Source organism: Arthrobacter sp. zg-Y179, assembly GCF_020907345.1.
Classification (GTDB): Bacteria; Actinomycetota; Actinomycetes; order Actinomycetales; family Micrococcaceae; genus Arthrobacter_B; species Arthrobacter_B jinronghuae.
On the sequence record NZ_JAJJOB010000013.1, the window covers coordinates 54,549 to 80,111 of the forward strand.

The window sequence follows — 25,563 nt, forward strand, 5'->3', positions numbered from 1 at the left end:
CACTTGGCGGCTCACGCGGACATTCCCCGCCCGGAAGCTGGACTCAACTGCGCCGCCCACTCTATGGTTAGCCGAACTACTCACTAGGGAAACTAGCTAATAAGCGGGGGCGACATGGACGGGTACCCACCAGCAAGAAGCGTGCCGCCACCTGCCTCGGACGCCTCGGGCTTTAGCGCCCATGTCCTCATCGACGGACGGTTCTGCCTTGATGAGCCCATCGGTCACGGCACCGCTGCCTACGTCTGGCGTGCCACGGATCTTGCCTCCCTGCAGAAGGTGGCCGTAAAGATCTTTTCCGCACCGCTCGGACACGCACCTCAGGGGCATGAAGCCGTCCGGGAAGCGGCCGCACTGCGAGCCGTCGAAAATCCGCACGTGGTTCGGATGATTTCCACGGGCACCATCAGCCACCCCGACACCGGCGTGCAGACGCCGTACCTGGTTCTGGAACTGGTGCGGGGCGCCGATCTGCGGCACAGACCCTCCGGCCTGCTGGAACCTGTGGACGCAGCACTGCTCGGGGCCGAGCTGGCCGCCGGGCTCGCGGGCGTGCACGCTGCGGGGTACATCCACCGGGACGTGAAACCCTCGAACATCCTGGTGGATCCTGCAACCGGCCACGCCAAGATTACCGATCTGGGTATCGCCGTCAGCACCCACAGGGTCGGAGATAAGGAACCGTCCTACGGGAGCCTGCCCTACATGAGTCCCGAGCAGGTGCGGCGCGCGACCCTGACCTCCGCCACGGACATTTACTCGCTGGGACTTGTCCTGCTCGAATGCCTGACGGGAGTCCGCGCCTTCGACCTGCCGCAGGGCGACTCCATGGCGGCCCGGACGGTCCACGGACCGGAGATCCCGCCCGCGCTCCCCGCCGGCTGGCGGTCGCTGCTGTCCGCCATGACTTCCCTCTCTCCGCGCGAACGCCCGAGCGCCGAGCAGTGCCGGGTGGCGCTGGCATCCCTGCAGCACCAGCACGCCCAAGCCGCCGCTGCCTGAACACGGGCACCCGCCCGCACGGACGACGCCGGCCGCTAGGGCAGCTTTCCGGCCATCCGTTCGCGCATCAGACCGCTGGCCTCATTCAGCCCGGTGATCTGAACCTCGGTTCCGCGCCGCCGGTACTTCTCCGTCACGGCGTCGAGCGCTGCCACGGTTGACGCGTCCCAGACGTGGGAACCGCTCAGGTCAATGACCACCTTCGCCGGATCCAGGACGTACTCGAACTGGGAATACAGATCATTCGAGGAGGCGAAGAACAGCTCGCCGTTCACCGTGTAGACCGCGGTGGCATCGGCGTCGTTCCCGGTGACCTTCCGGTCCACGGTGACGAAGTGAGCCACCCTGCGCGCGAACAGCACCATGGCCACCAGCACGCCGACGCCGACGCCGCTGGCCAGGTTGTGGGTCCAGACGGTCACGGCCACGGTGGCCAGCATGACGGCGGTTTCACTCTTGGGCATCATCTTCAGCGTGGACGGGCGGATGCTGTGCCAGTCGAAGCTGGTGACGGCCACGAAGATCATCACAGCCACGAGGGCCGCCATCGGAATCAGGGCCACAATGTCTCCGAGGACAACCACCAGGAGGAGCAGGAAAACACCGGCCAGGAACGTGGAAATCCGGGTTCGGGCACCGGAGCCCTTCACATTGATCATGGTCTGGCCGATCATCGCGCAGCCGCCCATGCCGCCGAAGAACCCGGTGATGAGGTTGGCTGCACCCTGGCCCCAGGCTTCGCGGGTCTTATTGGAGCGGGTGTCGGTGACGTCATCCACCAGCTTGGCCGTCATCAGCGATTCCAGCAGCCCCACAAAGGCCACCGCCAGTGCGTAGGGGAAAACCACCTGCAGGGTCTCGAGACTGAAGGGCACATCGGGCAGCAGCAGCGACGGCAGGCTGTCCGGCAGTTCGCCTTTGTCCCCCACGGTCGGCACGGCAAGGGAGGCGAACACCGTAATGGCCGTGAGGACCACGATGGCCACCAACGACGCCGGCACCGCCGCTGTGAGCCGGGGCAGACCGAAAACGATCAGCAGCCCAAGGGCCGTGAGCGGATAGACCAGCCAGGGCACCCCCAGCAGTTCGGGCACTTGGGCAACGAAGATCAGGATCGCCAATGCGTTGACGAAGCCGACCATGACCTGGCGCGGAATGAAGCGCAGGAGCTTCGCCACGCCAAGCAGTGCCAGCAGCACCTGGAAGACTCCGGCCAGCAGCACGGCGGCAATCATGTAATCCACGCCGTGGGATGCCACCAGCGGTGCAATCACCAGGGCCACCGCGCCGGTGGCCGCGGAAATCATGGCCGGCCGGCCGCCGAGGAAGGCGATGGAAACGGCCATGGTGAAGGCCGAAAACAGACCGATCCGCGGGTCCACCCCGGCAATGACCGAGAAGGCCAGGGCCTCGGGGATGAGCGCAAGGGCCACCACCAGTCCGGCCAGGACCTCGGTCTTGAGCAGTTTCGGCGAACGCAGGGTGCGCAGGACGGACTGGCGCTCCTCCGGCGTCAGGGCCGGCGTCGTCGTCTTGGGCGGCGCTGCCTGCGTCGGCTCCGTCTGCTCAGAAGGAGGAAGAACTGGTTTGGTGGCCACCGGGCTCCGTTTCGGAAGGGGTTTCTGCGTGCCTGGATTTCGAGAAGGGCGGGCCTGTTTCTACCCAGAACAGCCAAGCCCAATTTAAGCCCGCACGAGCGATATCCTGAAACCGTGATGCAGTCCCCGCTTCCCGTGCGCAACGGAGTCAATGCCACCCGCCTGCGCCTTCCCGGTGAAGGACCGTGGGACACCGCCATGGACTACGTGCTGGAACGGTTCGGGCATGTGGATCCGGACGGAATCGTGGAAAGGTTCGAACGCGGTGAAGTAGTCGGCATGGGCGGCATTCCCCTGACCGCCGCCACTCCCCTGACCGAGCACACCTTCATCTGGTACTACCGCGAACTTCCGCCCGAAGAGCGGATCCCGGTGGAGATCGGCATCCTGCACCAAGATGAGGACCTGCTGGTGGTGGACAAGCCGCATTTCCTGCCGACGACGCCGGGCGGCATGTACGTGGCCGAGTCGGCCCTGGTGCGTCTGCGGGTCCAATTGGGAATTCCGGACCTGATTCCCATGCACCGCCTGGACCGCATGACCGCCGGCCTGCTGCTGTTCTCCACCAACCCCGGAACCCGGGGCAAGTACCAGACCCTCTTCGAGAAGCGGCGGATCAGCAAGGAGTACGAGGCAGTGGCTCCGGTCCGGGAGGACCTCGAGCTGCCGAGGATTGTCCGCAGCCGGATGATCAAATCCCGCACCTACCTGCTGGCCCAGGAAGTCGAGGGCGAGCCCAACGCGGAGACCCGGATTGAGCTGCTGGAGAGCAGCGGCGGGCTGGGCCGGTACCGGCTGCTGCCGCACACGGGGAAAACCCATCAGCTGCGGGTGCACATGGCGTCGCAGGGCATCGGCATCCTGAACGATTCGTTCTACCCGGAGTTGCTGCCCCAGGCGCCGGATGACTATTCCCGGCCGTTGCAGCTGCTGGCCCGGTCCGTGGAGTTTACCGATCCGCTTACCCGCCAGCCGGTGGAGTACCGCAGCCGGCTTTCCCTGGACGCTTTCCCCGGCGCCTAGGGCCGTCCTTTTACAGCACGGTCCAGCGTCCGCGCATCCGCCGGAGCACGCGCAGGTCCTGCCCGTTCGCTACTTCTTCCACCGCGGCCCGCATGTTGATGGCGGCGCGGCGGGCCCGTGAGTTTTCCACCGACCACTCATCATCGGGAACGGTGAAACGCAGTGTGATCCGCGGGACCCCGGAGACGATGTCCAGCTGGTTGGCCTCCACGTGGTGGGCGGCCCCGAGGGCGGCGACGGCCGTTTCCATGACCGCCTCGGGCGGGTTGCCCGGCTTCAGTCCGAGGATATTCAACTGGACGCGGAATGAAGGCATGAATCAACCCTAGTGCGGATTGGTGCGTTGCCCGTGCCGGGGCTCAGAGTCCCGCCGGGCATGCCAAAGGGCCCGGCAGTCGTCCGTAGACGGTGCTGCCGGACCCCGTGGCGAAATGTGCTGCCGGACTAAACGTCGTCCGGGTTGAAGTTGGCAAGCGGGTCTCCGCCGCGGTGCGCGGGATCGTCGCTGGCGTCTTCTTCTTCGCCTGCCAGCGGGTCGCCGAAGTCGACGTCGTTGGCTGCCTCGCCGATGGTCGGCGCTTCCGGCGGAATCTGCGTGTCGCCGGCCAGGAAGCGCTCTTCGGCGGTGTCGTCGCGGAGGGTCTGATCGGAGAGTTCACCGGGTTCGTTCAACGGTGCTTCTTCGCGGATCAGCGGGTCTTCCTGCCAGTTGTCCGGGTTGTCTTCTGCTGCTCCGGGGTACGTGAGGTCTTCAGCGTCCACCAGCTCGTCCTGCTCCAGCAGCTCGTCTTCGGACACCACCGTCAGTTCGTCCGGTGTGGCCACAGCGGCTACGTCGTCGGCGAGAACCGGATCGTCGCCCAGCTCGGGATCGGGAATGCTCTGCTCGGTCATAAACCATGCCTTTCACGTCCGGTAAACCGGGCCGCCGTTGCTACGGCCCATTTAGTAAGCCTACTGATCCTGAGGATGGCATGCCACCCGGCCCGTTCCACCGAGCCATGGTGGCCCCGCCGTCAGCTCCTCGAAGCCGAGGAAATCGTGGTGATGGGAGACAAGGTGGATCCCCCGGAAGCAGCCGCCCGGGTACCTTCGCCGAGGATTTCGCACTGTCATGCCTGACCCGGCTGCAGCTGCGCAATAGCTTCCCGGCTCCCCTTCGGCCGATCAGCGGCCGCGCGATTTCCGCCTGGCTTGTGAATCTGCTGCCGGTTTGGGAAATCGCTCCGCTTTGCAGTGGCAGGAATTTCCCAAACCGGTCGATTTCTCCCTTAACGGAGCAAAACCCACGGCGATGGCGGCACGTGGAGCCCCCAGGGGACCACCCCGCAGGCGGAAACCCTGCGGTTTGTGGCAATCCCTGCGCCGCGCAACGCGGGGATCCGGACAAACCACGGGGATCTGCACAAACCGGAGGGGGCGCCGGAGTGGCCTGGAGGAAGGCGGCACGCGGGGCACGGAGGGGCCTGGAGGCAGGCGGCTTTAATATTTCCCGCGAGCTCTGCGAGCGCGGAAATTTCGTTGCCGCCGTTTCAGGCCCCGCAGGGGCCCACCCCGCAGGCGCCCACCCCGGAGGCCCCCAGCACAGCAGCCCTAACGCAGAGCCGACACCCCGGTGATGTCCCGCCCGACAATCAGCGTGTTGATCTCATAGGTGCCTTCATACGTGTAGATGGCCTCGGCATCGGCGAAGATCTTGGCCATCCGGTAGTCGGTGACAATCCCGTTGCCGCCCAGGATGCTGCGGCCCAGCGCCACGCTTTCACGCATCCTGGCGCTGGCGTAGGACTTTGCCAGGGCAGCCCGCGCCATATCCCCGGGGGCTGCACCGGCGGCGGGCGCTTCGTTACCCGGCACGGGGTAGCCCCCGTGTTCGAGTTCGGTGACGCGGGCCAGCATTCCGGTGCTGGCCACCGCATTGCCGAGGATCTGCACCAGCTGCTGCTGGATCAGCTGGAAGGCTGCCAGCGGGCGGCCGAACTGCAGGCGTTCGACGGCGTAGGCACGGGCTACGTCGAAGGTGGCCAGCTGCGCTCCCACCGCCTGCCAGCCAACCATGATCCGCGAGCCCTGCAGCAGCTGCTTGGTGTCCTCGAAGCTTTCCACTCCGGCGAGCAGGTCCGCGGCGGGAACCCGGACGTCCGTCAGCACGATATCCGCATTCTGCACGGTGCGCAGTGCTGTCTTGTTCTCGATCCGGGTCCGGGTTACTCCGGGCAGGTTCGCGTCGAGCAGGAAACCGCGGGTGTGTCCGGTTTCCGGTTCCCGTGCCCACAGGACCATGTAGTCGCAGAAGGTGCCGTTGCCGATCCAGCGTTTGGCACCGTTGAGCACCCAGGTGTCGCCGTCGCGCACTGCGGTGGTGGACATGCCGCCGGCAACATCGGAACCGTGTTCCGGCTCGGTCAGCGCGAAGGCACCGGTAATCCGCAGCGCACGGGCGTCGTCGAGCAGCCTGGATTTCTGCTCCTCGGAGCCGAAGACGTGCAGCGCTTCGACAAACAGGTCATGGTGAACCATGAAGAACGTGGCGAGCGAGGTGTCGGCGCGGGTCATTTCCGCGATCACCAGACCGGCGAACAGCGGCGAGTAGCCCTGCTGGACAGGCGTGGAAAGTTCCAGCTGTGCCAGCTTCGGCAGGAGGTCGGAAGGGAAACGCGCCTCGTTCCACCAGTCCACGGCGTGCGGCAGCACTTCCTCGGCGAGGAAGAGCCGCAGTTCGGCAAGCTTGTTTTTCTCGGTGTCGCTGAGCAGGTCTTCGAAACCATAGAAATCGGCGTCGGGCAGTTGGTGCAGTGGTGCGGGGGTACTCATCAAGGTCAGCGCGGTCCCATCCGGATGGCACCGTCCAAGCGGATCGTCTCGCCGTTGAGCATCTGGTTTTCAATGATGTGGGCGGCCAGGGAAGCGTATTCCGTGGCGCGGCCCAGGCGCGAAGGGTGCGGCACCTGCGCAGCAAGGGAATCCTGGGCCGCCTGCGGCAGTCCCGCCATCATTGGGGTTTCGAAGATGCCCGGCGCGATGGTGACCACCCGGATCAGGTGGCGGGCCAGCTCACGCGCCAGCGGGAGCGTCATCGCGGCAACGCCGCCCTTGGACGCGGAGTAGGCGGGCTGGCCGATCTGGCCGTCAAAGGCGGCGACGGAGGCCGTGTTGATGATGACGCCGCGTTCCTCGGTGCCGTTGGCGGTGACCGGCTCGGTTTCGGCCATGGCAGCGGCGGCGAGCCGGGTGACATTGAAGGTGCCGATCAGGTTCACGCTGACCACGCGTGCGAAGTCCTCCAGCGCAAGGACGCCGTCGCGGCCCAGCACCTTGCCCGGTGTGGCAATGCCCGCGCAGTTCACGGCCACCCGGAGCGGTCCTGCAGCCATGGCTGCTTCGACGGCGGCCTGCATCTGTTCCGGGTTGGTGACGTCGCCGGGCACGAACCGGGCGTTGTCCCCCAGTTCCGCTGCATAGGCAAGGCCCTCGGACTGCGGCAGGTCCACCAACACCACGGAGGCGCCGGCGTCGTACAGCCTCCGCGCCGTCGCCCGCCCGAGTCCGGACGCTCCCCCTGTGACTATGGCCGATGCGCCTGCGATGTCCATGCGTTCCTCCTGGCAGATTTACTCACCGGCAGTGTCGTCTATGTCACACCGGCAGTATCCGAGCCTACTGTGCGTTGGCCGGTGCCGCATCTTCGGCGGCTGGCATAGGGTTGGCGCATGCTTTATGAGGATTCCGCCTTGGACGCCGACGACCGCGCCGAGACTGCCGCCCGTACCGTGAGCGCTGCATTCGGCCGCTCGTTGGCCGGGTTGCCCGGGACCCATCTGGCGGCCACCAGCCATCCGGCTTCCCGGCTGCAGCAGCTGCGCCAGCCCTGGCATTACTGGTGGCAGGCACACTATCTCGATGCCCTGATCGACGCCGGCCTGCGCGAACGCCGCACCGGCACACCGTTCCGCGGACCGGAGCATCCCTCGGCTGCGGACCTGGCACCGGCGCTGGTCCGGACCATCGGACTGCGGAACCGGATGCGCTACACCAACCGTTTCTACGACGACATGGCGTGGCTGGCCCTGGCCGTCGGCCGGCTGAACTCTTTGTCGGGGGCGCGGGACCGGCAGCGCCCCTACCGGAAAATCCTCTCCGCCCTGAACGCAGCGCTGGAGTCCGCCCACACCCCGGAACTGGGCGGCGGCATCTACTGGAACAAGGACCGTAACTTCAAGAACACCCCGGCCACCGCTCCCGCTGCCCTGCATTTTGTCCGCACCGGATCACGGGACCGGGCACAGCAGCTGGTGGATTGGCTCAACGCCACCGTGCTGGATCAGAAAACCGGACTGTACCTGGACGGGGTCAAGGTGGTCCGGGGCCGTCCGCAGCTGGAGCGCACCGTCTTCACGTACAACCAGGGGCCTGCCCTGGGTGCCCTGCTCGAGCTCGGCGGCAGTGCCAATCTCACCCGCGCTGCGGAACTGGTGCGCGCCGTCGACACCCACCTGACCGACGACGGCGGCTCGCGCGTGCTGCGCACCCACGGCACCGGCGACGGCGGGCTATTCACCGGAATTCTGGCGCGGTACCTGGCCCAGGCCGCCGTGTCCCCCGCCCTGCCGGAACCTTCCCGCCGGACGGCTGCCGCCCTGGTGGAAGCCACGGCTCAGGCCCTGTGGGAGGGACGCAGCAAACGCGCAGACTGGATCCTCTTCTCCGCCAAGCCGCTGGAACCGGCCGCCGTCTCCTACCCGGGTGGCACCGCCGTCGGGCTTTCCACCCAGCTTCAAGCCTGGATGGTCCTGGAAGCGTCGGCGCGGGTGCAGCGGGCCGGGGCGGACCTCACCTGAGGCACAGCGTCAACCCGTCTTGAGCGGGTGCTGCGACGCCGCCGCTGCCGGGTCCAGGTCCGCCAGCGTGATCAGGTGCTGCGGGTGCTGCGGGAGCGGAAACGTGCGCCGGACATTGAGTTCGCTGTCCACATGCAGCATTTCGCCGGAGTCCAGCAGCCGCCAATTAGGGTTGGCGTCCATCTTTTCGGTGGCTACCAGGACTTCCGGCCGCTTCTCCTGACGTATCTGGTCACTGTGGACGCTGATCCGGTTGCTCCGCTTCTCCCCCACCGGACCCCGCGGCCCCTGCTGCAGGACGTACAGGGGATGGGTGTCGGGGTAGCGTACGGCCCACAGGTCGGTGGCGGTGGTGAGGATGATGTTCACTGCATACAGCCGCAGGTTCTGCGCTATCCAGGTCAGCGTGGACGCGATGGCAGCCGAAACGTCGCCGCCGTTCACCCTCGCTGCACCGGTGATCAGCGCGAAGACCCGCTCACTGTCCGTCTCGCCCTTGACCAAGTGGTACATCTCCAACTGGCGCAGCCGGTCATCGAGCTTGTCCAGATCCTCCACCACCCCGTTGTGGGCCAGGAGACGGTTGTCCTGCTCAAAGGGGTGCGTGTTGACGTCGGTGTCCCCGCCGGTGCTGGCGTAACGCACGTGCGCCAGGAAGGTGGTGCTTTCCAGTTCCCGGGCCTCCTGTGCGTAGCGGACATCCTCATACGCAGCGATGGGCGCTTTATCGACGACGGGACTGCCGTCAGGGGCGAAGGTCCCGATTCCGAAGCCGTCCGCTTCCTTATGGCTCTGCCGGGCCAGGCTGTCCGGGGCCGTGAGGAGCCAGAACGTTGCCCGGACCGGATCCTTCCCGGCATGCATACCAAAGAGTCGGCACATGTGGACCTCCTGGGAGCGGGATTCTGATGGACGGACGGGCTTCGTAAAACCGTGTCAGCCGGGCCGGCTGCGGCTAGTCCTTCGGCGTCTCCTGAACCGCCGGCGGAAGCGACGGCTTCCGTTTCTGCGGATAGGGGGCGCGGTGTTCGCTGAGCATCTGCACATAGTCTGCGATCCGGCGCTCGCGGGCCGCCTGCGTCTTGAGGCCTTTGAGCCGGAAGTACATGGCGAACCGGTTCTGCGACGTCAGCACGTCGAACATTTCCTGGGCTGAGGGAACGGCGGCGATGGCCGCGCGCAGGTCCTCCGGAATTTCCGCTGTTGCCGATCCGGCGTAGGCGGCATCCCAGCGGCCGTCCACCTTGGCGCTGAGCACGGCGTCCCTGCCGGCCGGATGCATTCGTCCTTCCGCTTCCAGCCGGTTGATGAAGCCGACGTTCCGCAGCGACCAGATACTGCGCGGGCCGCGCGGCTGAAACCGCTGCAGGTAGCTTTCCTCGTCGCGCCGGTCAGCCTGGGCATCGATCCAGCCGAAGCAGAGCGCTTCGTCGAGGGCCTCGCGGTACGTCAACCGGGTGACGTTTCCGCCCTTCTTCCCCAGCACCAGACGGACGCCGCCGGATAACCCGTAATTGTGCTCCAGCCACTCCCGCCAGGCCCCGGCATCCGGCAGGAGAAGCTCCGGGAGGTCCCGTGTCATAGCCCAAGTCTAGGGATGCACCTGCCGGGCTGAAAGGGTCCGGGCCGGTTCAGCCGATGGCCGAAGCGTAGCGTGCCGTGTGACTGGCACGGCACGTTTGAGGTAGAACACTGCTATGAACGTTCGTACTCCTGACCCGTATCCAGGCTGGCTCTCCGAGGAAGATCTCTACGAGGCCCGGCAGCGACTACCCATGGTTTACGTCGAGGCCGTGCCCGTGCGGTGTGACCCGCTGGGCTATGTCACCGAGGTTGGACTGCTGCTGCAGGCGACCCCGGAAGGGCAGATGGTGCGTTCCTTCGTATCGGGCCGGGTGCTGTACCGCGAAACCATCCGCGGCGCCCTGCTGCGCAACCTGGAGAAGGACCTTGGGCCGATGGCGCTGCCGCAGCTGCCGCCCACCCTGGTGCCGTTCGCCGTCGCCGAGTACTTCCCCTCCCCCTCGCAGAGCGGGCTGACGGATGAACGCCAGCATGCCGTGGCGCTTGCCTATCTGATCCCCGTGACCGGTGAGTGCAATCCCCGCCAGGATGCACTGGAACTGTCCTGGCTGACTCCGGATGAAGCACTCAGCCCGGCGATCTACGCCGAATTCTCCGGCGGCCGCGGAGACCTGCTGCGCCAGGCACTGGCCTCGGCCGGCTGGGGACGCTGACAAGGGCGCCGCTGACAAGCTTTATATACTGGAGGTTCTGGGGAGCCGAGGTCCAACCACGAAGGAATCGCCATGTCTGAGAGCCTGCCGGAAACGTACGCGTTCCGGGTCAACGCGGAACTGCTTGCCCCCGGACAGATCCTTGTCCCGGGCGAGGGTGCCGCAGAACCACTGGCTCCGGTAGCCGGAACCAGTGTGGAGGCCGATGATTTCGGTGTTCCGGCGCTGGTCATCGCTAAATTGGACGACGGGACCTCGCTCCGGCTGGCCTACGGATCCGCTGTCCGGGTACAGGCTCCGGCTCCCGAGGGCGCGCCGTCGGACGCTGTTCGGCAGGTGCCTTCGGAGGAAGACAACGCGGCCGAAATCATTGCCGACGCCGCTGCCGCCCACCCGGAAAACTCCGCCGTACAGGAGATTGCGGGGCGCCTGGAGCGTGGTTTGAACGTGAAATCCGGCAGTCACCTGCAGGATGTCCGAGATTTGGCCCACATTCTCTTCATCGATCTCGGCGACGCTGAAAATGCCCTGAAGGTCTGCAACGTCATCACCGGGCTCCCCTTTGACGGGAACTTCGGGCGTTGGAACTGGATCCAGGGCGCCTTGGCCCTCGCGGCGCACATCACCCATGAGGCCGGGGATGCCGAAAGCGCGGCGGCGTACAGCCATGCCGTGCGGGCGGCGGACACTTCCGAGACGGACCCGATGAAGGCCAAGCTGGCCGCCGAACTGCTGCAGCGGCAACTGAACGAACCCAACCTGTACGACCGCGAGATTCACCGTGCTGCCGAGGCCGGAAAAGACGCCAGCGAGCGGGAGTGGCGGATCCTGCGCCTGAACGCCCTGCTCTACCTGCGCTCCCACGGCGGTTCGCAGACGCTGTCCGACGCCGAGCTGGACCGGCGCATCCGCACCGAGCTTATTGCCGTACGCGGCTAAGCGGACTCCCGCTGCCGGTGCAGCTGCTTCTGCCGCAGATGCACGGCTCCCACCACGGCCATGCCGACGGCGGCGCCGATCAGCGTTTCAATGCCGCGGTCCCGAAGCAGTTCCAACGGGTTGCTCGGGTGGGCCAGCTCGGTGCTGACAAGCGCCAGCGGCGTGACCACCACCTGGGCCAGCGCGTATTGCCGGGCAATGAACATTTCCGCCCCGAACTGGCAGGCGGCAATGACCAGGACCATCTGCCAGGGCTCCAGGCCCGGAAGCAGGATCAGCGCTGTCAGCAAGAGGCCGCCGAACGTGCCCAGGATGCGCTGCAGGCCGCGGTGGACCCGGTGCCGCACTGTTGCGCCGATCAGGGGAACGGTCGCGGCGACCATGGCCCAGTAGTTGTGGCCGAGTCCCAGCAGGGTGGCGATTGAGCCCGCCAGCACTGCCGCCACCGAATACTGCAGCCCGTCAATGTAGATGACGCGGCGTTGGGCCGGCGTGAACCGCAGCCGTTCGGGCGGCTTCCATGCCGTGCGGTACTTCTGCACGAGCATCCCGGACAGGCCCAGCAGGATGGAGAACGCCACCGTCAGGACGGCCGCAAGCATCCCCTGCCAGAGCGGGGGCTGGTTCGGGACCGAAGAGATCGCTGCGAAGGCGAAGATGTGGAACAGGGAGCCCACGGGGCGCAACCGCCAAAAGCCGGTGGCGATGGTGCCCAGCCCGGCGACCGCCGTCGTGCCGATGACGGTTCCCCAGTCATCCAGGTCCAGCCGGGCACACAGCGCTGCGGCCAGGATGACGGCCAGCATAAGTGCCCCCGCGCGTCCCTGATGGCCCAGCCGCTGGCGGTGCGGTTCGTTCCTGCCGTAGATCCCGGTGAACGCACCGAAAGTGGCGAAAATGGCCAGGTCGATCCGCCCCAGGAAAAGCACCAGGAAAAGCGGCGCACCCAAGCCGATGGCGCACCGGATGGCCGCGTGGTGGTCATTGTTCGCCGGAGCGATCCTGAACATTTCCTGCAGGTGCGTCAACGCTGGTGACCTCTGCCTTTCGTGCCGTAGGCATAGGAGGGGTGCGGGGATACTCCGGCGGCTGGAGGCCGGGTTGAATTCCGCCCATCCAACCTATCCCCGGCCAAGCACAGGGCTGAATAAATGTGGTGCATCTCGCAGCAGGCAGACCCGGCGGAAGGCGGGCGCCGGGTAGGGCAAAATGGAGGAGTGTCTTCCTCAGCCTTTTCCTTCACCCTCGGTAAGCGCCTGCGCGAAACCGCCCCTGCAGCGGCCGAACAGCGAGTAGAGGCGAACGGCGGCGGCTTCCAGGGCCGCACCGGCACCATCTCCACGCCCCACGGCGAGATCGCCACTCCGGCGTTCATCGCGGTAGGCACCAAAGCCACGGTGAAGGCCGTGCTGCCCGAATCGGTCGCGGAGCTCGGCGCCCAGGCCGTGCTGGCGAATGCCTATCACCTGTACCTGCAGCCCGGCCCGGACATCCTCGATGAGGCCGGCGGTCTGGGAAAGTTCATGAACTGGTCCGGCCCCACCTTCACCGACTCCGGCGGCTTCCAGGTCATGAGCCTGGGTGCGGGATTCAAGAAGGTCATCAACATGAATGCCGACGGGACTACGCATGCCACGGGAGCGGACGACGACGTCGCGCCCGGCAAGGAGCGCCTGGCCCATATTGACGACGACGGCGTCTGGTTCAAGTCCCATCTCAACGGGGACAAGCACCGCTTCAGCCCGGAAATTTCGATGCAGGTACAGCACAAAATCGGCGCCGACATCATGTTTGCCTTTGATGAGCTGACCACGCTCATGAATTCCCGCGGGTATCAGGAAATGTCCTTGGAACGCACCCGCCTCTGGGCGCTGCGGTGCCTTGCCGAGCATCAGAGGCTCACCGGGGAACGCGCCGACAAGCCCTACCAGGCACTGTTCGGCGTGCTGCAGGGTGCACAGTACGAAGACCTGCGGCGTAAAGCGGCCCGGGATCTCGGTGCCATGGACTTTGACGGCTTCGGCCTGGGCGGTGCCTTCGAAAAGGAAAACCTCGGCACCATTGTCCGGTGGTGCACGGAGGAGCTTCCGGAGAATAAGCCACGCCACCTGTTGGGCATTTCAGAGCCGGATGACATTTTCACCGCCATCGAAAACGGTGCCGACACCTTCGACTGCGTTTCTCCCACCCGGGTGGCCAGGAATTCGGCATTCTACACGCCGTACGGCCGCAAGAACCTGTCCAATGCCAAGTTCAAGCGGGACTTCGGGCCGTTGGTGGACGGCTGCGACTGCTATACCTGCACCAACTACACCCGTGCCTACATCCAGCACCTGTTCAAGTCCAACGAAATGGTCAGCCACACGCTGATTTCCATCCATAACGAACGCTTCACCGTGAAGCTCGTTGATGACGCCCGGCTGTCCATCGACGACGGTACGTTCTTCGACTTCAAGGCGGAGGTCCTGGGCAAGTACTACAGCAGCAAGTAGCTGTATTCACCGGGCATCTGCCCCGGGACTACCCGGTGGGTGAGCGGGCTGTTAGGAATTGTCCGGCTTGGCCTGGGTCGATTCATCCTCTTCCAAGGCGGGCTGGGCATCCCGTTCTTCGTCTCCGGGGCTCGAATCCTTCTCCTGGGCGTCGTCGATCATCGCCCGGGTGACTTCATCGTTGAATTCCTCTGCGGTTCCGGCAAGATTTTCATCTACTGCCTTGGCACCGGGGTTCGGGACTGGATTGCTCATGTTTGTCTCCTGCCGTACTGGGGAAGTGAAATGCTGGCGTTCCCCCACCTTTGCACACCTTGGCAGGGATTTCGCCCGGTGACCTGATTGGCGTTTCCCCGCGCGGTAGGACCGGTTGCCGCTAGGCTCGGAGCGGAGGCATGGCGGTCTTGCAACGGCTATTCGAAGGGGTCAGCATGGCGGAAAAGCGGGGGATAGTGCGGCGCGGGCACGGCACTGTTGGATGGACCATCCAGATCCTCGTTACGCTCTCCCTGCTGCTGGCGCTGGTGGTGGTCGCAGTATGGAAGCCACCCTCCCAAGCGATCATCACCGTCGTCATTTCCCTCGTCCTCGGGCCGCTTCTGATGTTCATGGGGACCCGGCGGAGCAGCGGACGCCGCGACGAATCGCGTCAGTGACGGGGAGCACCGAACCCGGGGGTACCGGTCCCTACGCCGCGACAGGCTCCAGCACCGGCTCCACATAGCTGGGTTCGCGCTTCTTGATGACCCGGATGACCAGGGCGGTGACCGGCACAAAAAGGTACTCGATGAGCGTCTTGTAGAGGAAGCCGAACAGGACGTAGTTGAAGAACCCGCCGGCGTCGGTAATCCCGATGACCGGAGCCGCAATGGCGCAGAAAATCAGGGTGTCCGCAAATTCCCCCACACCGGTGGAGACCATCAGCCGCCCGGCCAGCGCCTTCTCGCGGAACCGCTCCTTCATCCGTACCAGCACCATTGAGTTCAGCAGCTGGCCGGCCAGGAAGCCCAGCAGGCTCGCCAGCACAATCTGCCAGACCGGACCGAGCGCCACTTCCAGTGCGGCCTGCTTCTCCAGCCCGTAGGCATCAGTGAATCCAGGCAGGGCAATGATTACCGCGAAACTCGCGACGGCGAGAAGTGCCATCGCAAAGCCCGTGAAGATGGCCCGGCGGGCGGCTTTGAAACCGTAAACCTCGCTGACCACGTCGCCGAGGATGTACGCGAGTGGAAAGAGGAAGAAACCGCCGTCGGTAACAATGTCCCAGCCGCCGGGAAGGGAAAACTGCACGCCCTTGGTGGCGCCGATATTTGAAATGACGATGACGACGCACATCAGGGTGAGGATCAGGTCGTACTGCGAGCTCCCGCGGGAGGCATAAGTTGCAGCAGTTTTCACAGCTGCCCGTGGCTGTGTATCCATGGCATTCCGTTCCGGTAGTGGTTCGCCTGGCTTTCGCCGGCTGTATTAGCACTGTGCCCGCTGCCCCGGGCGGCCCTATTGGGCCGCCTCCATTCTGCCATGCCCGGTCAGTTCCTGCCGCGCGCCCTATTTTGAACACGTTCAAAAGAATGGTCTACTAAACGCTGGAAATACTGCAAAGGGAGCATCATTGGCCGTCACCGCCAAGAGCGAACAGACGCGCCGGCTCCTCATCGACACCGCGCTGCGCCTCTTCGCCTCACAGGGCTACGAAAAGACCACCATGCGCGCCGTCGCGCAGGAGGCAAGCGTTTCGGTAGGCAACGCCTACTACTATTTCCGTTCCAAGGATGACCTCCTCCACGAGCTTTACCGGTCCCTCCAGGACGAACACCGCTCGCTTGCACTGCCGCAGATCCGCGAGGGCCACAACCTTGGCGAGAACCTGGCGGTCATTCTGTCCACGGGCCTGACCACCATGGAGCCGTACCACGCCTTCGGCACGCATTTCCTGCGCGACGCCATGTCGCCGAGCCGCAGGGAGGACGACGCCGTCGGACGGGGGAAATCCATCGCGATGTTCCGGCAGGCGGTGTCGACCGCCCGGCCGCAGCCGCCCGTGGCCATCCGCGACGACCTGCCCGAACTGCTCTGGCTGATGCATATGGGGATCACCTTCTTCTGGGTGTATGACCGCTCCCCCGGCCAGCGCAGGTCCCACCGGCTTGCCGCGAATCTGGCCCCGCTGGTGGCCAAACTCGTGATCCTGTCCCGGCTCCCGGTGGTCCGGAACATCCTGGAAGACATCGTCCGCCTGCTCCGAGGCGCCCGCCGGGACGGTTAGCCCGCAGCGGCGGCGCGGTACGACGACGGCGCGCCGTAACAGCGTGTCTTGCAAGGGTGGCCGGTTCCGCCGTTTTGGGTGGAAGATGGAGCCATGTCTGCAAACACATCCACATCTGCGGCCTCAGCCCCGGCCGTCACGCTGACCATCGCAGGTTCCGAAGCCACCGGCGGCGCCGGCGCCCAGGCCGATCTGAAGACCTTCCAGGAACTCGGCGTCTACGGCATCACCGCCCTGACCTGCATTGTGTCCTTCGATCCCAACGATTCGTGGAACCACCGGTTCGTCCCGGTGGACCCGCAGGTCATTACCGACCAGCTCGAAGCCATCATGACCGCCTATGACCTCGACACGGTCAAGATCGGCATGCTCGGCACCCCGGCAACCATCGACGTCGTCGCCAAGGCGCTGCAGGCCCAGGACTGGAAGAACCTCGTGCTGGACCCGGTGCTCATCTGCAAGGGCCAGGAGCCCGGCGCCGCACTGGACACCGACAAGGCGCTCAAGGCCCAGATCCTCCCCCTGGCCACCTTCGTTACGCCCAACCACTTCGAGTCCATGTCCCTGTCCGGCATGGACTCCATTGAGACCGTGGAAGACCTGCAGGAAGCAGCCCGCCGCATCCATGAAGCCAGCGGAGCCGTAGTGCTGGCCAAGGGCGGGGTCCGGCTGGAAGGCGACGACGCCGTCGACGTCTTCTACGACGGTGAAACCATGGAGGTCCTGCGGGCGCCCAAGGTAGGCGAGGTGGCTGTCAGCGGTGCCGGTTGCACCCTCGCAGCGGCCATCACTGCTGAACTGGGCAAGGGCGCGACGCCGCTGGAAGCGGCCAAGACGGCAAAGGCCTTCGTCACCGAAGGTATCCGCAACCGCGTTTCCTCCAACGCACCGTTTGATGCCCTGTGGCAGGGCAACGCCGGCCAGGGCCCGTCCCTCTAACTGCGCCGGGCCGCACAAAAAACAAGCCAGAAGCATCACGGAAGGAGCCGTCCCGGCAACGGGACGGCTCCTTCCGGCGTTTATTGGACCCGCGGGCGCTGAAACGTACAGCCTGAATTGCCAGAAAACAAGGGTCAATGAAGTAATTCGCTATTACTAAGACCAACCTTTGCACTGCGCGTTTGCTCCTCTATGGTGACCCTACGGCTGCTTGGTTTGGGGGCCGTTACGTGCACGCTGACACTCCTCACGGGGGTTGGAGGCACAACGGAAAACCTGCCGCAGTGTGTCAGCAGCCGTGCATTTGTCTCCTGGACGTGCCGGTAGCGCTCGGCGGAACGTTCAAGGAGCCCAATGAGATCGTCCAACCATCACAAACCCGGTGCGGTTTTCACTGCCGCATTCGCCGGGATCGCACTCACAGCGGGCCTCGGCCTGAGCCTGCCGGCGCAGGCCACCGAGACACCTTCCGGCGGCAATGAACTCACCGAGGGCATCCCCCTCGAGCGGTTCGCCGAACAAAAAGTGTCCCCCAGCCTGCGGGACGCCACCGGCCAGGTTTCGGTTTACGTACAGTTCACGGGCGAAGGCGCCTTTGAACGGACACAGCCGGAAGAGGTCAAGGACGGAAAAGCGGAGCCGGTGGTGAACAAGCCCCTGGTCGAAGAGATCCGCAGCGACATCACTTCGCAGGCAGAATCAGTGGCACAGGAAGCTGCCGCGAGCACCCTCTACACAACCACCAACACGCTCCCCGGCACCGCCATCGTGGGCGACGCCGAGGCCATCCGCGAGCTGGCCGGCCGCTCGGACGTTGCCCGCATCACCAAGATCGTTCCGAAGCACGTCGACAACAAGGGCGCGGATATTGACACCCGGGCCCTGAACACGTGGGTGGAGCGCAAGCAGACCGGAGAAGGCATCACCATCGCCGTCCTGGATACCGGCATCGACTACACCCACAGCGACTTCGGCGGCCCCGGCACCATCGAGGCCTACCAGGCAGCACAGGCTTCGGCCACCATTCCCTCGGCCGAGAGCGGCCTTCTTGATTCCAATAAGTTCATTGGCGGCTACGACCTCGTTGGCGATGACTACGATGCCGATCCCGCCTCCCCCACTTACCAGCCGGTCCCCCGGCCGGACCTGAATCCGCTCGACTGCGGCGGGCACGGCACCCACGTGGCCGGCACTGCCGCCGGGTACGGGACCAACAACGACGGCTCCGCCTTCCGAGGCGACTACTCCACCCTCACGGCGGAGCAGGTCAATTCCATGCGGATCGGCCCCGGTTCCGCACCGGATGCCCAGCTCGTGAGCATCCGGGTCTTCGGCTGCGCAGGCTCCTCCGAGGTGGTCGGCCAGGCGCTGGACTACGTGCTGGACCCCAACGGCGACGGCGACTTTTCGGACCGTGCCCAGGTAGTAAACATGTCCCTCGGCTCCGACTACAGCCCGGTTGACGATCCCGAAAACGACATCGTCAACAAGCTCACCGAACAGGGCATCCTTTCCGTTGTCGCTTCGGGCAACGCCGGAGACGTCTATGACATCGGCGGTTCCCCGGGCAACGCAAAGTCGGCCTTGACCGTGGCCAGCACCATCGGTTCCCGGGTCACTCTCGACCGCGCCGACGTCCTCGCCCCGGCCGGATCGACCGAACCGGCCGCAGCCGTTGCCGGCCAGTACTCCTCCAACTTCAACTACTCGGCAGTTCCGGAAGCACAGCTCACCGGCGATGTAGTGATGGCTCCGGCAGACAACCGCTTTGGCTGCAACGCCTTCCCGGCCGGTTCCCTGACGGGTAAATGGGTCTGGATCCAGTGGGAAGAAAACGGTGCTTTCCCCTGCGGTTCGGGGGTCCGGTTCAATAATGCCCAGGCCGCCGGAGCCACCGGCGTCGTGCTCGATTCCCCGCGTTCGGTCTTTGAATCGGGTATCGGCGGAAACACCGCCATTCCCGGCATCCAGCTCAATGCCGAATCCTCGGACCGGCTGCGTCCGGCCGCCGAAGCAGGCGCACTGACCCTGCAGCTGTCGCCGGCCTACATGGCCACCTCCAGCGCCCCCTCGGGCGTCGGGGACACCGTCAGCCCGTTCACCTCCCGCGGAGTGCACGGTTCCAACGGAATCGTGAAGCCCGACGTCGCGGCGCCGGGTTCGGCGATCGGCTCAGCCGCCGTGGGCTCCGGCACCGGTGCAGCAGTCAGCAGCGGCACGTCCATGGCCACCCCGCACGTGGCCGGTATTGCGGCCCTGCTCTACGCGGCTACTGATTTGAACCCGTACGAGGTCAAGACCGCCATCATGAACACCGCCACGCATGACCTGCTCACTGCAAGCGGTGCCGTTCAAGGGCCCAACCGGGTCGGTTCCGGCCGGGTAGATACCCTTGATGCGCTCAATAACAAGGTCCTCGCGTACGCCACCGAGGATCCGGCCCTGACCAGCGTCAACTTCGGTGTCCTGGAGCTCGGCAAGGAAGCCCTCGTGCTGACCCGGCAGGTCACTGTGGAGAACAAGTCCGACCGGCCTGTCTCCTACAACGTCAGCTACCTGCAGGCGTCCGCGATGCCCGGCGTCGTTATAAGCACCACCCCCTCGGTGAGTGTTCCTGCCAACGGCAAGGCCACAGTGGACGTTACGCTGAGCATTTCCGACCCGGCGGCACTGACCAAAACCATTGATCCGGCTGCCGAAACCGACCAGTTGAGCATTACCCGGCAGTTCCTGGCGGACGTTTCCGGCCGGGTACAGTTTGCCGGCAATGGCACACCCACCCTGCGGGTTCCCGTTTATTCGGCACCGAAACCTACTTCGGACATGAGTGCGGGCAAGGAAATCGCCTTCGCTGACTCTGAGGCGTTGAAGAGCACCGTGACCCTGCAGGGCCGTGAACTCCACCAAGGCACGGGTGCCTCGCGCTACCTGTCCCTGGTTTCGCCTTTGGTCCTCGGCGCGCAGAGCCCGAGGCTGGAATCCGTGAAAATGGATTCCATGTACGCCATGGACGTACAAGCGGTGGGTGCATCTTCCACGATTCCGGCGCTGAAGGCTGCCGGCGGCAATCTTCAGACGTCCGTCGTGAACTTCGGCGTCAGCACCTGGGCCAACTGGCCCATGCTGGGCGGTGCATTCGAGATTGACGTGGAGATCGACACCAATGGTGACTCGGTCCCGGACTTCGTCACCTTCACCTCCCGCGCGGCCGACGTGGACCTGGTCCTGGCTGCGACTTACCGTTTGACCCCCGGCGCTGCTCCGGTAATGGTGGACCAGACCGGTGCCAACGGCGTCCAGGGCGGCACTGATACCAACACGTTCGATACCAATGCGGTTACCCTGCCGGTTTCGGCAGCTGCCCTGGGCCTGGATGTAAACGCGGCATCGGCACCGTTGCGGTACCGGGTCACCACCTGGAACCCGTACAGCGTGGATGAGCAGGGCGAGAGCGTTCCTGTCGACACCACCGAGTACATCTCGTTCGATGCGGCCAACCCGGCATTGACCTTCGCAGGCGCTACGCCCGCCAGCCTGTTTGCGGACGTCAACGGCGGCAAGATCGATGTCACCCGCAGCGCGGGTAACACCGACGCCAAGGCGCTGTTCCTGCACCTGCACAACGCCACCGGCGACTTGAGCGGCACCAACGGTGACGGCGGCAAGGCGGAAGTGGTCCCGATCAAGGTGGTTCCGACGCCGACGCCGACACCTACCTCTACGGCCACGCCGAAACCCACGGCCACGCCTAAGCCGACGGCAACGCCCACGGCCACGCCCAAGCCCACGACGACACCGAAACCGACGGCTACACCTAAGCCGACGGCGACACCCAAACCCACTGTTACGCCCAAGCCCACTGTGAAGCCGACGCCGGTCAATCCGGTCAGCGCGGTCAGCAAGTGCTCGGGTTCGGGAGCGGAGATAGCGGTGACGGTCAAGAACACCGGGACCAAGCAGGCCAACGTGGTGGTGAAGTCCAACTACGGCACCGCTACGGTGAACAAGCTGGATCCGGGCAAGAGCAAGTCGGTGGTCATCAAGACCCGCCAGTCCTCCATCAAGGCAGGCGACGTCACCGTAACCCTCACCTCCACGGGTAAGGGCAAGGTTGAAAAGGCCACCTACAAGGCTCACTTTGAAGCCCAGAAGTGCAAGGGTGGCAACGGCGGCGGCGGCCACGGCGGCGGTCGCGGCTAGGACAACATGCTGACCTAGCCAGCCAATAAAGCAGCGGGCCCCGGAGAAATCCTGGGCCCGCTGCTTTTTGGGTCGGAAGACCGGCCGCCAAACTACTTCAGCAGACGGGACATCCTCCGGTCCGCCAGCAGCTTGCCGCCGGTCTGGCAGGTGGGGCAGTACTGCAGGGAGGAATCCGCGAAGGCCACCTCGCGGACGGTATCCCCGCACACCGGGCAGGGCTCACCGGTCCGCGCATGCACCCGCATGGCCTGCCGCTTGGAGTCCTTCAATTCCGCCGCGGGACGCCCGGACGCATTCTCGATTGCAGATTCCAGGACGGCGCCCATGGCTTCGAACAGCCGCTGCACTTCATCCGGGCGGAGCTTGGCGCCGATGGCAAACGGAGACAGATGTGCAGCATGCAGGATTTCGTCGCTGTAGGCATTCCCGATCCCCGCGATAGCCGACTGGTCCCGGAGCAGTCCCTTGATCTGGCCGTGATGGGAGGCGACCAGCTCCGTGAAAGCCGCCGGGTCGACGTCGAGGGCTTCCGGACCCAGCCGGGCAATCCCCGGAACGTCCGCGAGGTCCCGGACAACGTAGACCGCCAGCGATTTCCGTGTGCCGGCCTCGGTGAGGTCAAAGCCGGGCTGCGCCGAGGCGTCTTCCGCTGTGAACCGCACGCGCAGTGCCATCGCTCCCCGGCCGGGACGGAGCCGTCCCGGCTTCAACGCATCGGACCAGCGCAGCCAGCCCGCCTTGGCCAGGTGCATCACCAAATGCGCTCCCCCGGCGGTGACCACCAGGAACTTCCCCCGGCGTTCGACGTCGGACACCGGGCCCGTGTAGAGCTCTTCCAGCGGCACTGCGGCTGTTTTCAGCACGGGAAAGGACAGCACTTCGACGTCGGCCATCATCATTGCGGGGGCATCGGGCGGGAGCAGCTTTGACCGCAGGTAATCAACCAGTCCCTGCACTTCGGGCATCTCGGGCATGGCCCTACCCTAACGGCGGTGCGGTGGTGGCGTCACTGCTCCGAATGCGCCTGCAGGAACGAATACACCTCGGTCTCGTCCACGCCGGGAAAGGCGCCGGGCGGCAGGGCAGCCAGCAGGTGCGAATGCGCCCGTGCGCTCGGCCAGGCAAAGCCGGACCACTCGGATGCCAGCTCCCCCGGAGGAGTGCGGCAGCAGTCCGGATCGGGACAGCGGGATTTGGAACGTTCCGTGGTGTCCCGGCCCCGGAACCATTTCACGTGCTGGTACGGCACCCCGATGCTGAGCGAAAACTTGCCTGCCGATCCGCGCTCCGTGCGGGCCGTGCACCAGTAGGTGCCGGCCGGAGTGTCGGTGTACTGGTTGAACGCACTGAACTGGTCCGGCACGGAAAAGACTTCCCGGGAGGTCCAGTACCGGCAGATCGGCTGGCCCTCAATGGCGCCGGTGTGGTCCGCGGGGAACGTCACGCCGTCGTTCTCGTAGGCCTTGTAGACAATGCCGCTCTCGTGCACCTTCTGGAAGTGGGTGGGAATGCCCAAATGCTCGGTGGCGAGATTGGTGAACCGGTGCGCAGCGGTTTCATAGGACACCGCGAAGGCGTCACGGATGTCCTCCACGGCAATTTCCTTGGCGGCCTTGGCCCGCTGCAGGAACTCGACCGTGGCCTTCTCCGGCAGCAGCAGCGCGGCGGCGAAGTAGTTCGTGGCCACCCGCTGGCCCAGGAATTCCCCGTAGCTGCTGGGCGTCTGGTGCTGAAGCACGTAGTGCCCCAGTGCCTGCAGCAGCACCGACCGCGGATCGTGGTCCGAACGCTGTGACTGGGTCAGGTAGATGCGCCGGTTCTTCAGGTCGGTGACGGAGCGCGTGGAGTGCGGCAGGTCGTTGACGTGGTGCAGGCTGAAGCCCAGGTGCGCCGCAATATCGGCGATCACGTGCTGGGACAGCGGACCGGACGTGTGCCCCACCGAATCCAGCACCTTCTGCGCCTCGGCCTCGTATTCGGGGAAGTAGTTGTTCCGCTCGCGCATCATGGCCCGCAGTTCACCGTTGGCCCGGCGCGCTTCCTCGGGTGTGGCTACCTGCTCGTTGAGCCGGCGCTCGAGCTCGGCCTGCAGCCCCACCAGGGATTCGAGGACGTCGATGGGCAGCCGCGAACCGATCCGCACCTTGGGCAGGCCCAGGGAAGCATAGAGCGGGCCGCGCTGCGCCCGCTCGAGTTCGATTTCCAGCGCGGCACGCCGGCTCGGCGGCTCCGAGCCCAGCAGGGAATCGATGCTGACATCCAGCGCAGCGGCCAGCGCCTGCATCATCCCGAGCTTCGGCTCCCGCTTGCCGTTCTCGATCAGGGACAGCTGGGACGCCACGGTTCCGACGGCGGCACCCAGGTCATCGAGCGTCATGCCCTTGGCCTTGCGCAGGTGCCGCACGCGGCGGCCGAGGCTAATCACGTCCAGCGTGCGCTCGGCGTCGGGCCCCAATCCGCTCTTCGGAGAGTCAGGAGCGGGTCTATTCCATGTAGTAGGCGTCACATTTTCAGATTACGCGAAGAATCGCATTTCTTTCCATAGGAAAACCCTAGAAGAGGGGTTGTTGTTGGCACAGGCTTAGTTCACAGCAGGAAATTCCGGTTTGAAGCGGACCGGAACGAATGAATGATTTCAAGGAGATAAAAGCATGAGCCAGGACCAGTTCACCGCCCCCACAGCAGAACAGCTCACTTCCGACTGGGAGACCAACCCCCGCTGGGACGGCATCGAGCGCGACTACACCGCCGACGACGTCGTGAAGCTGCGCGGCCGCGTCCAGGAAGAGCACACGCTGGCCCGCCGCGGTTCCGAAAAGCTCTGGGACCAGCTGCGCAACGCCGGCGATGACGGCTACACCAACGCCCTGGGCGCCCTCACCGGCAACCAGGCCGTCCAGCAGGTCAAGGCCGGGCTCAAGGCCATTTACCTCTCCGGCTGGCAGGTAGCCGCCGATGCCAACAACTCCGGCCACACCTACCCGGACCAGTCCCTCTACCCGGCCAACTCGGTTCCCACCGTGGTCCGCCGCATCAACAACGCCCTGCTGCGCGCAGACCAGATCGAATTCGCCGAAGGCATCCAGAGCGTCGAGGACTACCTCGTGCCGATCGTGGCTGACGCCGAAGCCGGCTTCGGCGGCCCGCTGAACGCCTACGAACTGATGAAGGCCATGATCACCTCGGGCGCTTCGGGCGTGCACTGGGAAGACCAGCTTGCCTCGGAGAAGAAGTGCGGCCACCTCGGTGGCAAGGTCCTCATCCCCACCGGCCAGCACATCCGCACCCTGAACGCCGCCCGTCTCGCGGCCGACGTCGCCGGCACGCCCACCGTGGTGATTGCCCGCACCGACGCCGAGGCAGCCACACTAATCACTTCCGACGTCGATGAGCGGGACCAGGAGTTCATCACGGGCGAGCGCACCGCGGAAGGCTTCTACAAGGTCCGCAACGGCATTGAGCCCTGCATCGCCCGGGCCAAGGCCTACGCCCCGTACTCGGACCTGATCTGGATGGAAACCGGCACGCCGGACCTGGAGATGGCCCGTAAGTTCGCCGAGTCCGTCCGGTCCGAATTCCCCGACCAGATGCTGGCGTACAACTGCTCGCCGTCCTTCAACTGGAAGAAGCACCTGGACGACGAGACTATCGCCAAGTTCCAGCGCGAACTCGGTGCCATGGGCTTCAAGTTCCAGTTCATCACCCTGGCCGGCTTCCACGCCCTGAACTACTCCATGTTCGACCTGGCCCACGGCTATGCCCGCTCGGGCATGAGCGCCTACGTGGAACTGCAGGAGAAGGAGTTCGGCTCCGAGTCCCGCGGCTACACCGCCACGAAGCACCAGCGCGAGGTCGGCACCGGCTACTTCGACGCGATCGCCACGGCGCTGAACCCCGAAGGCAGCACCCTGGCCCTGGCCGGTTCCACGGAGTCCAGCCAGTTCCACTAAACCCCGGTCCTGCGGGGGCGCCGGCTGCATCTGCAGCGGCGCCCCCGCGGCATCACCGCCACAGTTTTTGAAAGAC

General features: G+C 65.4%; 24 protein-coding genes. 12 read left to right on the forward strand and 12 right to left on the reverse strand.

What is annotated here, in order from left to right; all coding sequences use genetic code 11:
* Nucleotides 1–141: 141 nt before the first annotated feature.
* Nucleotides 142–1,002, forward strand: coding sequence for a serine/threonine-protein kinase (locus tag LOC56_RS14540; RefSeq protein ID WP_229952994.1), 861 nt, complete (start codon nt 142–144; stop codon nt 1,000–1,002).
* 35 nt (nt 1,003–1,037) lie between these two features.
* On the opposite strand, the gene LOC56_RS14545 is transcribed toward LOC56_RS14540, so the two are convergent.
* Nucleotides 1,038–2,519, reverse strand: a complete 1,482-nt coding sequence (locus LOC56_RS14545) for a SulP family inorganic anion transporter (RefSeq protein WP_229953092.1) — start codon at nt 2,517–2,519, stop codon at nt 1,038–1,040.
* 198 nt (nt 2,520–2,717) lie between these two features.
* Here LOC56_RS14545 and LOC56_RS14550 point away from each other — a divergent pair, with 198 nt between their 5' ends.
* A complete protein-coding gene (locus LOC56_RS14550; RefSeq protein ID WP_229953093.1) occupies nt 2,718–3,623 on the forward strand; it encodes an RluA family pseudouridine synthase in 906 nt (301 codons plus the stop codon).
* 10 nt (nt 3,624–3,633) lie between these two features.
* Here the strand turns inward: LOC56_RS14550 and LOC56_RS14555 are convergent, their stop codons facing one another.
* Complete coding sequence (locus LOC56_RS14555; protein WP_227924039.1) at nt 3,634–3,939, reverse strand: hypothetical protein; 306 nt, start codon at nt 3,937–3,939, stop codon at nt 3,634–3,636.
* Between the two features lie 128 nt (nt 3,940–4,067).
* A complete protein-coding gene (locus tag LOC56_RS14560) occupies nt 4,068–4,517 on the reverse strand; it encodes a hypothetical protein (protein ID WP_229952995.1) in 450 nt (149 codons plus the stop codon).
* Between the two features lie 75 nt (nt 4,518–4,592).
* On the opposite strand from LOC56_RS14560, the gene LOC56_RS14565 reads away from it, so the two are divergent.
* Nucleotides 4,593–4,745: a hypothetical protein gene (locus LOC56_RS14565; RefSeq protein ID WP_229952996.1), complete on the forward strand. Its 153-nt coding sequence runs from the start codon at nt 4,593–4,595 to the stop codon at nt 4,743–4,745.
* A gap of 471 nt (nt 4,746–5,216) precedes the next feature.
* Here the strand turns inward: LOC56_RS14565 and LOC56_RS14570 are convergent, their stop codons facing one another.
* Together LOC56_RS14570 and LOC56_RS14575 are read right to left on the reverse strand one after the other, a co-directional pair.
* Nucleotides 5,217–6,437 carry an acyl-CoA dehydrogenase family protein gene (locus LOC56_RS14570; RefSeq protein ID WP_229952997.1) on the reverse strand — a complete coding sequence of 407 codons (1,221 nt, stop codon included), beginning with the start codon at nt 6,435–6,437 and terminating at the stop codon, nt 5,217–5,219.
* Between the two features lie 5 nt (nt 6,438–6,442).
* Complete coding sequence (locus LOC56_RS14575; protein ID WP_229952998.1) at nt 6,443–7,216, reverse strand: SDR family NAD(P)-dependent oxidoreductase; 774 nt, start codon at nt 7,214–7,216, stop codon at nt 6,443–6,445.
* Between the two features lie 117 nt (nt 7,217–7,333).
* Between LOC56_RS14575 and LOC56_RS14580 the strand changes: the two genes are divergently transcribed.
* The gene (locus tag LOC56_RS14580) at nt 7,334–8,461 is read left to right on the forward strand and encodes a glycoside hydrolase family 76 protein (RefSeq protein WP_229952999.1); all 1,128 of its coding nucleotides are present in this window, start codon (nt 7,334–7,336) and stop codon (nt 8,459–8,461) included.
* A gap of 9 nt (nt 8,462–8,470) precedes the next feature.
* On the opposite strand, the gene LOC56_RS14585 is transcribed toward LOC56_RS14580, so the two are convergent.
* The gene (locus tag LOC56_RS14585) at nt 8,471–9,343 is read right to left on the reverse strand and encodes a class II glutamine amidotransferase (protein WP_229953000.1); all 873 of its coding nucleotides are present in this window, start codon (nt 9,341–9,343) and stop codon (nt 8,471–8,473) included.
* Between the two features lie 73 nt (nt 9,344–9,416).
* Complete coding sequence (locus tag LOC56_RS14590; RefSeq protein ID WP_229953001.1) at nt 9,417–10,043, reverse strand: YdeI/OmpD-associated family protein; 627 nt, start codon at nt 10,041–10,043, stop codon at nt 9,417–9,419.
* A 115-nt stretch (nt 10,044–10,158) separates the two neighbouring features.
* Here LOC56_RS14590 and LOC56_RS14595 point away from each other — a divergent pair, with 115 nt between their 5' ends.
* A complete protein-coding gene (locus LOC56_RS14595; RefSeq protein ID WP_227924051.1) occupies nt 10,159–10,698 on the forward strand; it encodes an NUDIX hydrolase family protein in 540 nt (179 codons plus the stop codon).
* Nucleotides 10,699–10,770: 72 nt separating this feature from the next.
* Complete coding sequence (locus LOC56_RS14600; protein WP_229953002.1) at nt 10,771–11,637, forward strand: DUF6707 family protein; 867 nt, start codon at nt 10,771–10,773, stop codon at nt 11,635–11,637.
* On the opposite strand, the gene LOC56_RS14605 is transcribed toward LOC56_RS14600, so the two are convergent.
* On the reverse strand, nt 11,634–12,647 hold the full coding sequence (locus LOC56_RS14605) for an FUSC family protein (protein WP_229953003.1): 1,014 nt from the start codon (nt 12,645–12,647) through the stop codon (nt 11,634–11,636). The two genes, LOC56_RS14600 and LOC56_RS14605, sit on opposite strands and share 4 nt — an antisense overlap.
* Nucleotides 12,648–12,854: 207 nt before the next feature.
* Between LOC56_RS14605 and tgt the strand changes: the two genes are divergently transcribed.
* Complete coding sequence (tgt, locus tag LOC56_RS14610; RefSeq protein ID WP_229953004.1) at nt 12,855–14,129, forward strand: tRNA guanosine(34) transglycosylase Tgt; 1,275 nt, start codon at nt 12,855–12,857, stop codon at nt 14,127–14,129.
* A 51-nt stretch (nt 14,130–14,180) separates the two neighbouring features.
* Here tgt and LOC56_RS14615 read toward each other — a convergent pair whose 3' ends face one another.
* Nucleotides 14,181–14,384, reverse strand: coding sequence for a hypothetical protein (locus LOC56_RS14615; protein WP_229953005.1), 204 nt, complete (start codon nt 14,382–14,384; stop codon nt 14,181–14,183).
* A 176-nt stretch (nt 14,385–14,560) separates the two neighbouring features.
* Between LOC56_RS14615 and LOC56_RS14620 the strand changes: the two genes are divergently transcribed.
* Nucleotides 14,561–14,785 (forward strand): hypothetical protein, encoded by a 225-nt coding sequence (locus LOC56_RS14620; protein WP_229953006.1) that lies wholly within the window; start codon nt 14,561–14,563, stop codon nt 14,783–14,785.
* Nucleotides 14,786–14,816: 31 nt separating this feature from the next.
* Here LOC56_RS14620 and LOC56_RS14625 read toward each other — a convergent pair whose 3' ends face one another.
* Nucleotides 14,817–15,551 carry a queuosine precursor transporter gene (locus tag LOC56_RS14625; RefSeq protein ID WP_229953007.1) on the reverse strand — a complete coding sequence of 245 codons (735 nt, stop codon included), beginning with the start codon at nt 15,549–15,551 and terminating at the stop codon, nt 14,817–14,819.
* A gap of 190 nt (nt 15,552–15,741) precedes the next feature.
* Between LOC56_RS14625 and LOC56_RS14630 the strand changes: the two genes are divergently transcribed.
* From LOC56_RS14630 to LOC56_RS14640, 3 genes are all read left to right on the forward strand, one after another.
* Complete coding sequence (locus LOC56_RS14630; RefSeq protein ID WP_229953008.1) at nt 15,742–16,395, forward strand: TetR/AcrR family transcriptional regulator; 654 nt, start codon at nt 15,742–15,744, stop codon at nt 16,393–16,395.
* A gap of 93 nt (nt 16,396–16,488) precedes the next feature.
* Entirely contained in the window at nt 16,489–17,334 is an 846-nt protein-coding gene (gene thiD, locus LOC56_RS14635) for a bifunctional hydroxymethylpyrimidine kinase/phosphomethylpyrimidine kinase (RefSeq protein ID WP_229953009.1), read from the forward strand.
* Between the two features lie 354 nt (nt 17,335–17,688).
* On the forward strand, nt 17,689–21,534 hold the full coding sequence (locus LOC56_RS14640; protein ID WP_229953010.1) for a S8 family peptidase: 3,846 nt from the start codon (nt 17,689–17,691) through the stop codon (nt 21,532–21,534).
* A gap of 92 nt (nt 21,535–21,626) precedes the next feature.
* Here LOC56_RS14640 and LOC56_RS14645 read toward each other — a convergent pair whose 3' ends face one another.
* Both LOC56_RS14645 and LOC56_RS14650 read right to left on the reverse strand, forming a co-directional pair.
* Nucleotides 21,627–22,511: a DNA-formamidopyrimidine glycosylase family protein gene (locus LOC56_RS14645; RefSeq protein ID WP_229953011.1), complete on the reverse strand. Its 885-nt coding sequence runs from the start codon at nt 22,509–22,511 to the stop codon at nt 21,627–21,629.
* A 32-nt stretch (nt 22,512–22,543) separates the two neighbouring features.
* Nucleotides 22,544–24,043 carry a helix-turn-helix domain-containing protein gene (locus LOC56_RS14650; protein WP_229953012.1) on the reverse strand — a complete coding sequence of 500 codons (1,500 nt, stop codon included), beginning with the start codon at nt 24,041–24,043 and terminating at the stop codon, nt 22,544–22,546.
* A gap of 145 nt (nt 24,044–24,188) precedes the next feature.
* On the opposite strand from LOC56_RS14650, the gene aceA reads away from it, so the two are divergent.
* On the forward strand, nt 24,189–25,487 hold the full coding sequence (gene aceA / locus LOC56_RS14655; protein ID WP_227924072.1) for an isocitrate lyase: 1,299 nt from the start codon (nt 24,189–24,191) through the stop codon (nt 25,485–25,487).
* The last annotated feature ends 76 nt before the right edge of the window (nt 25,488–25,563 follow it).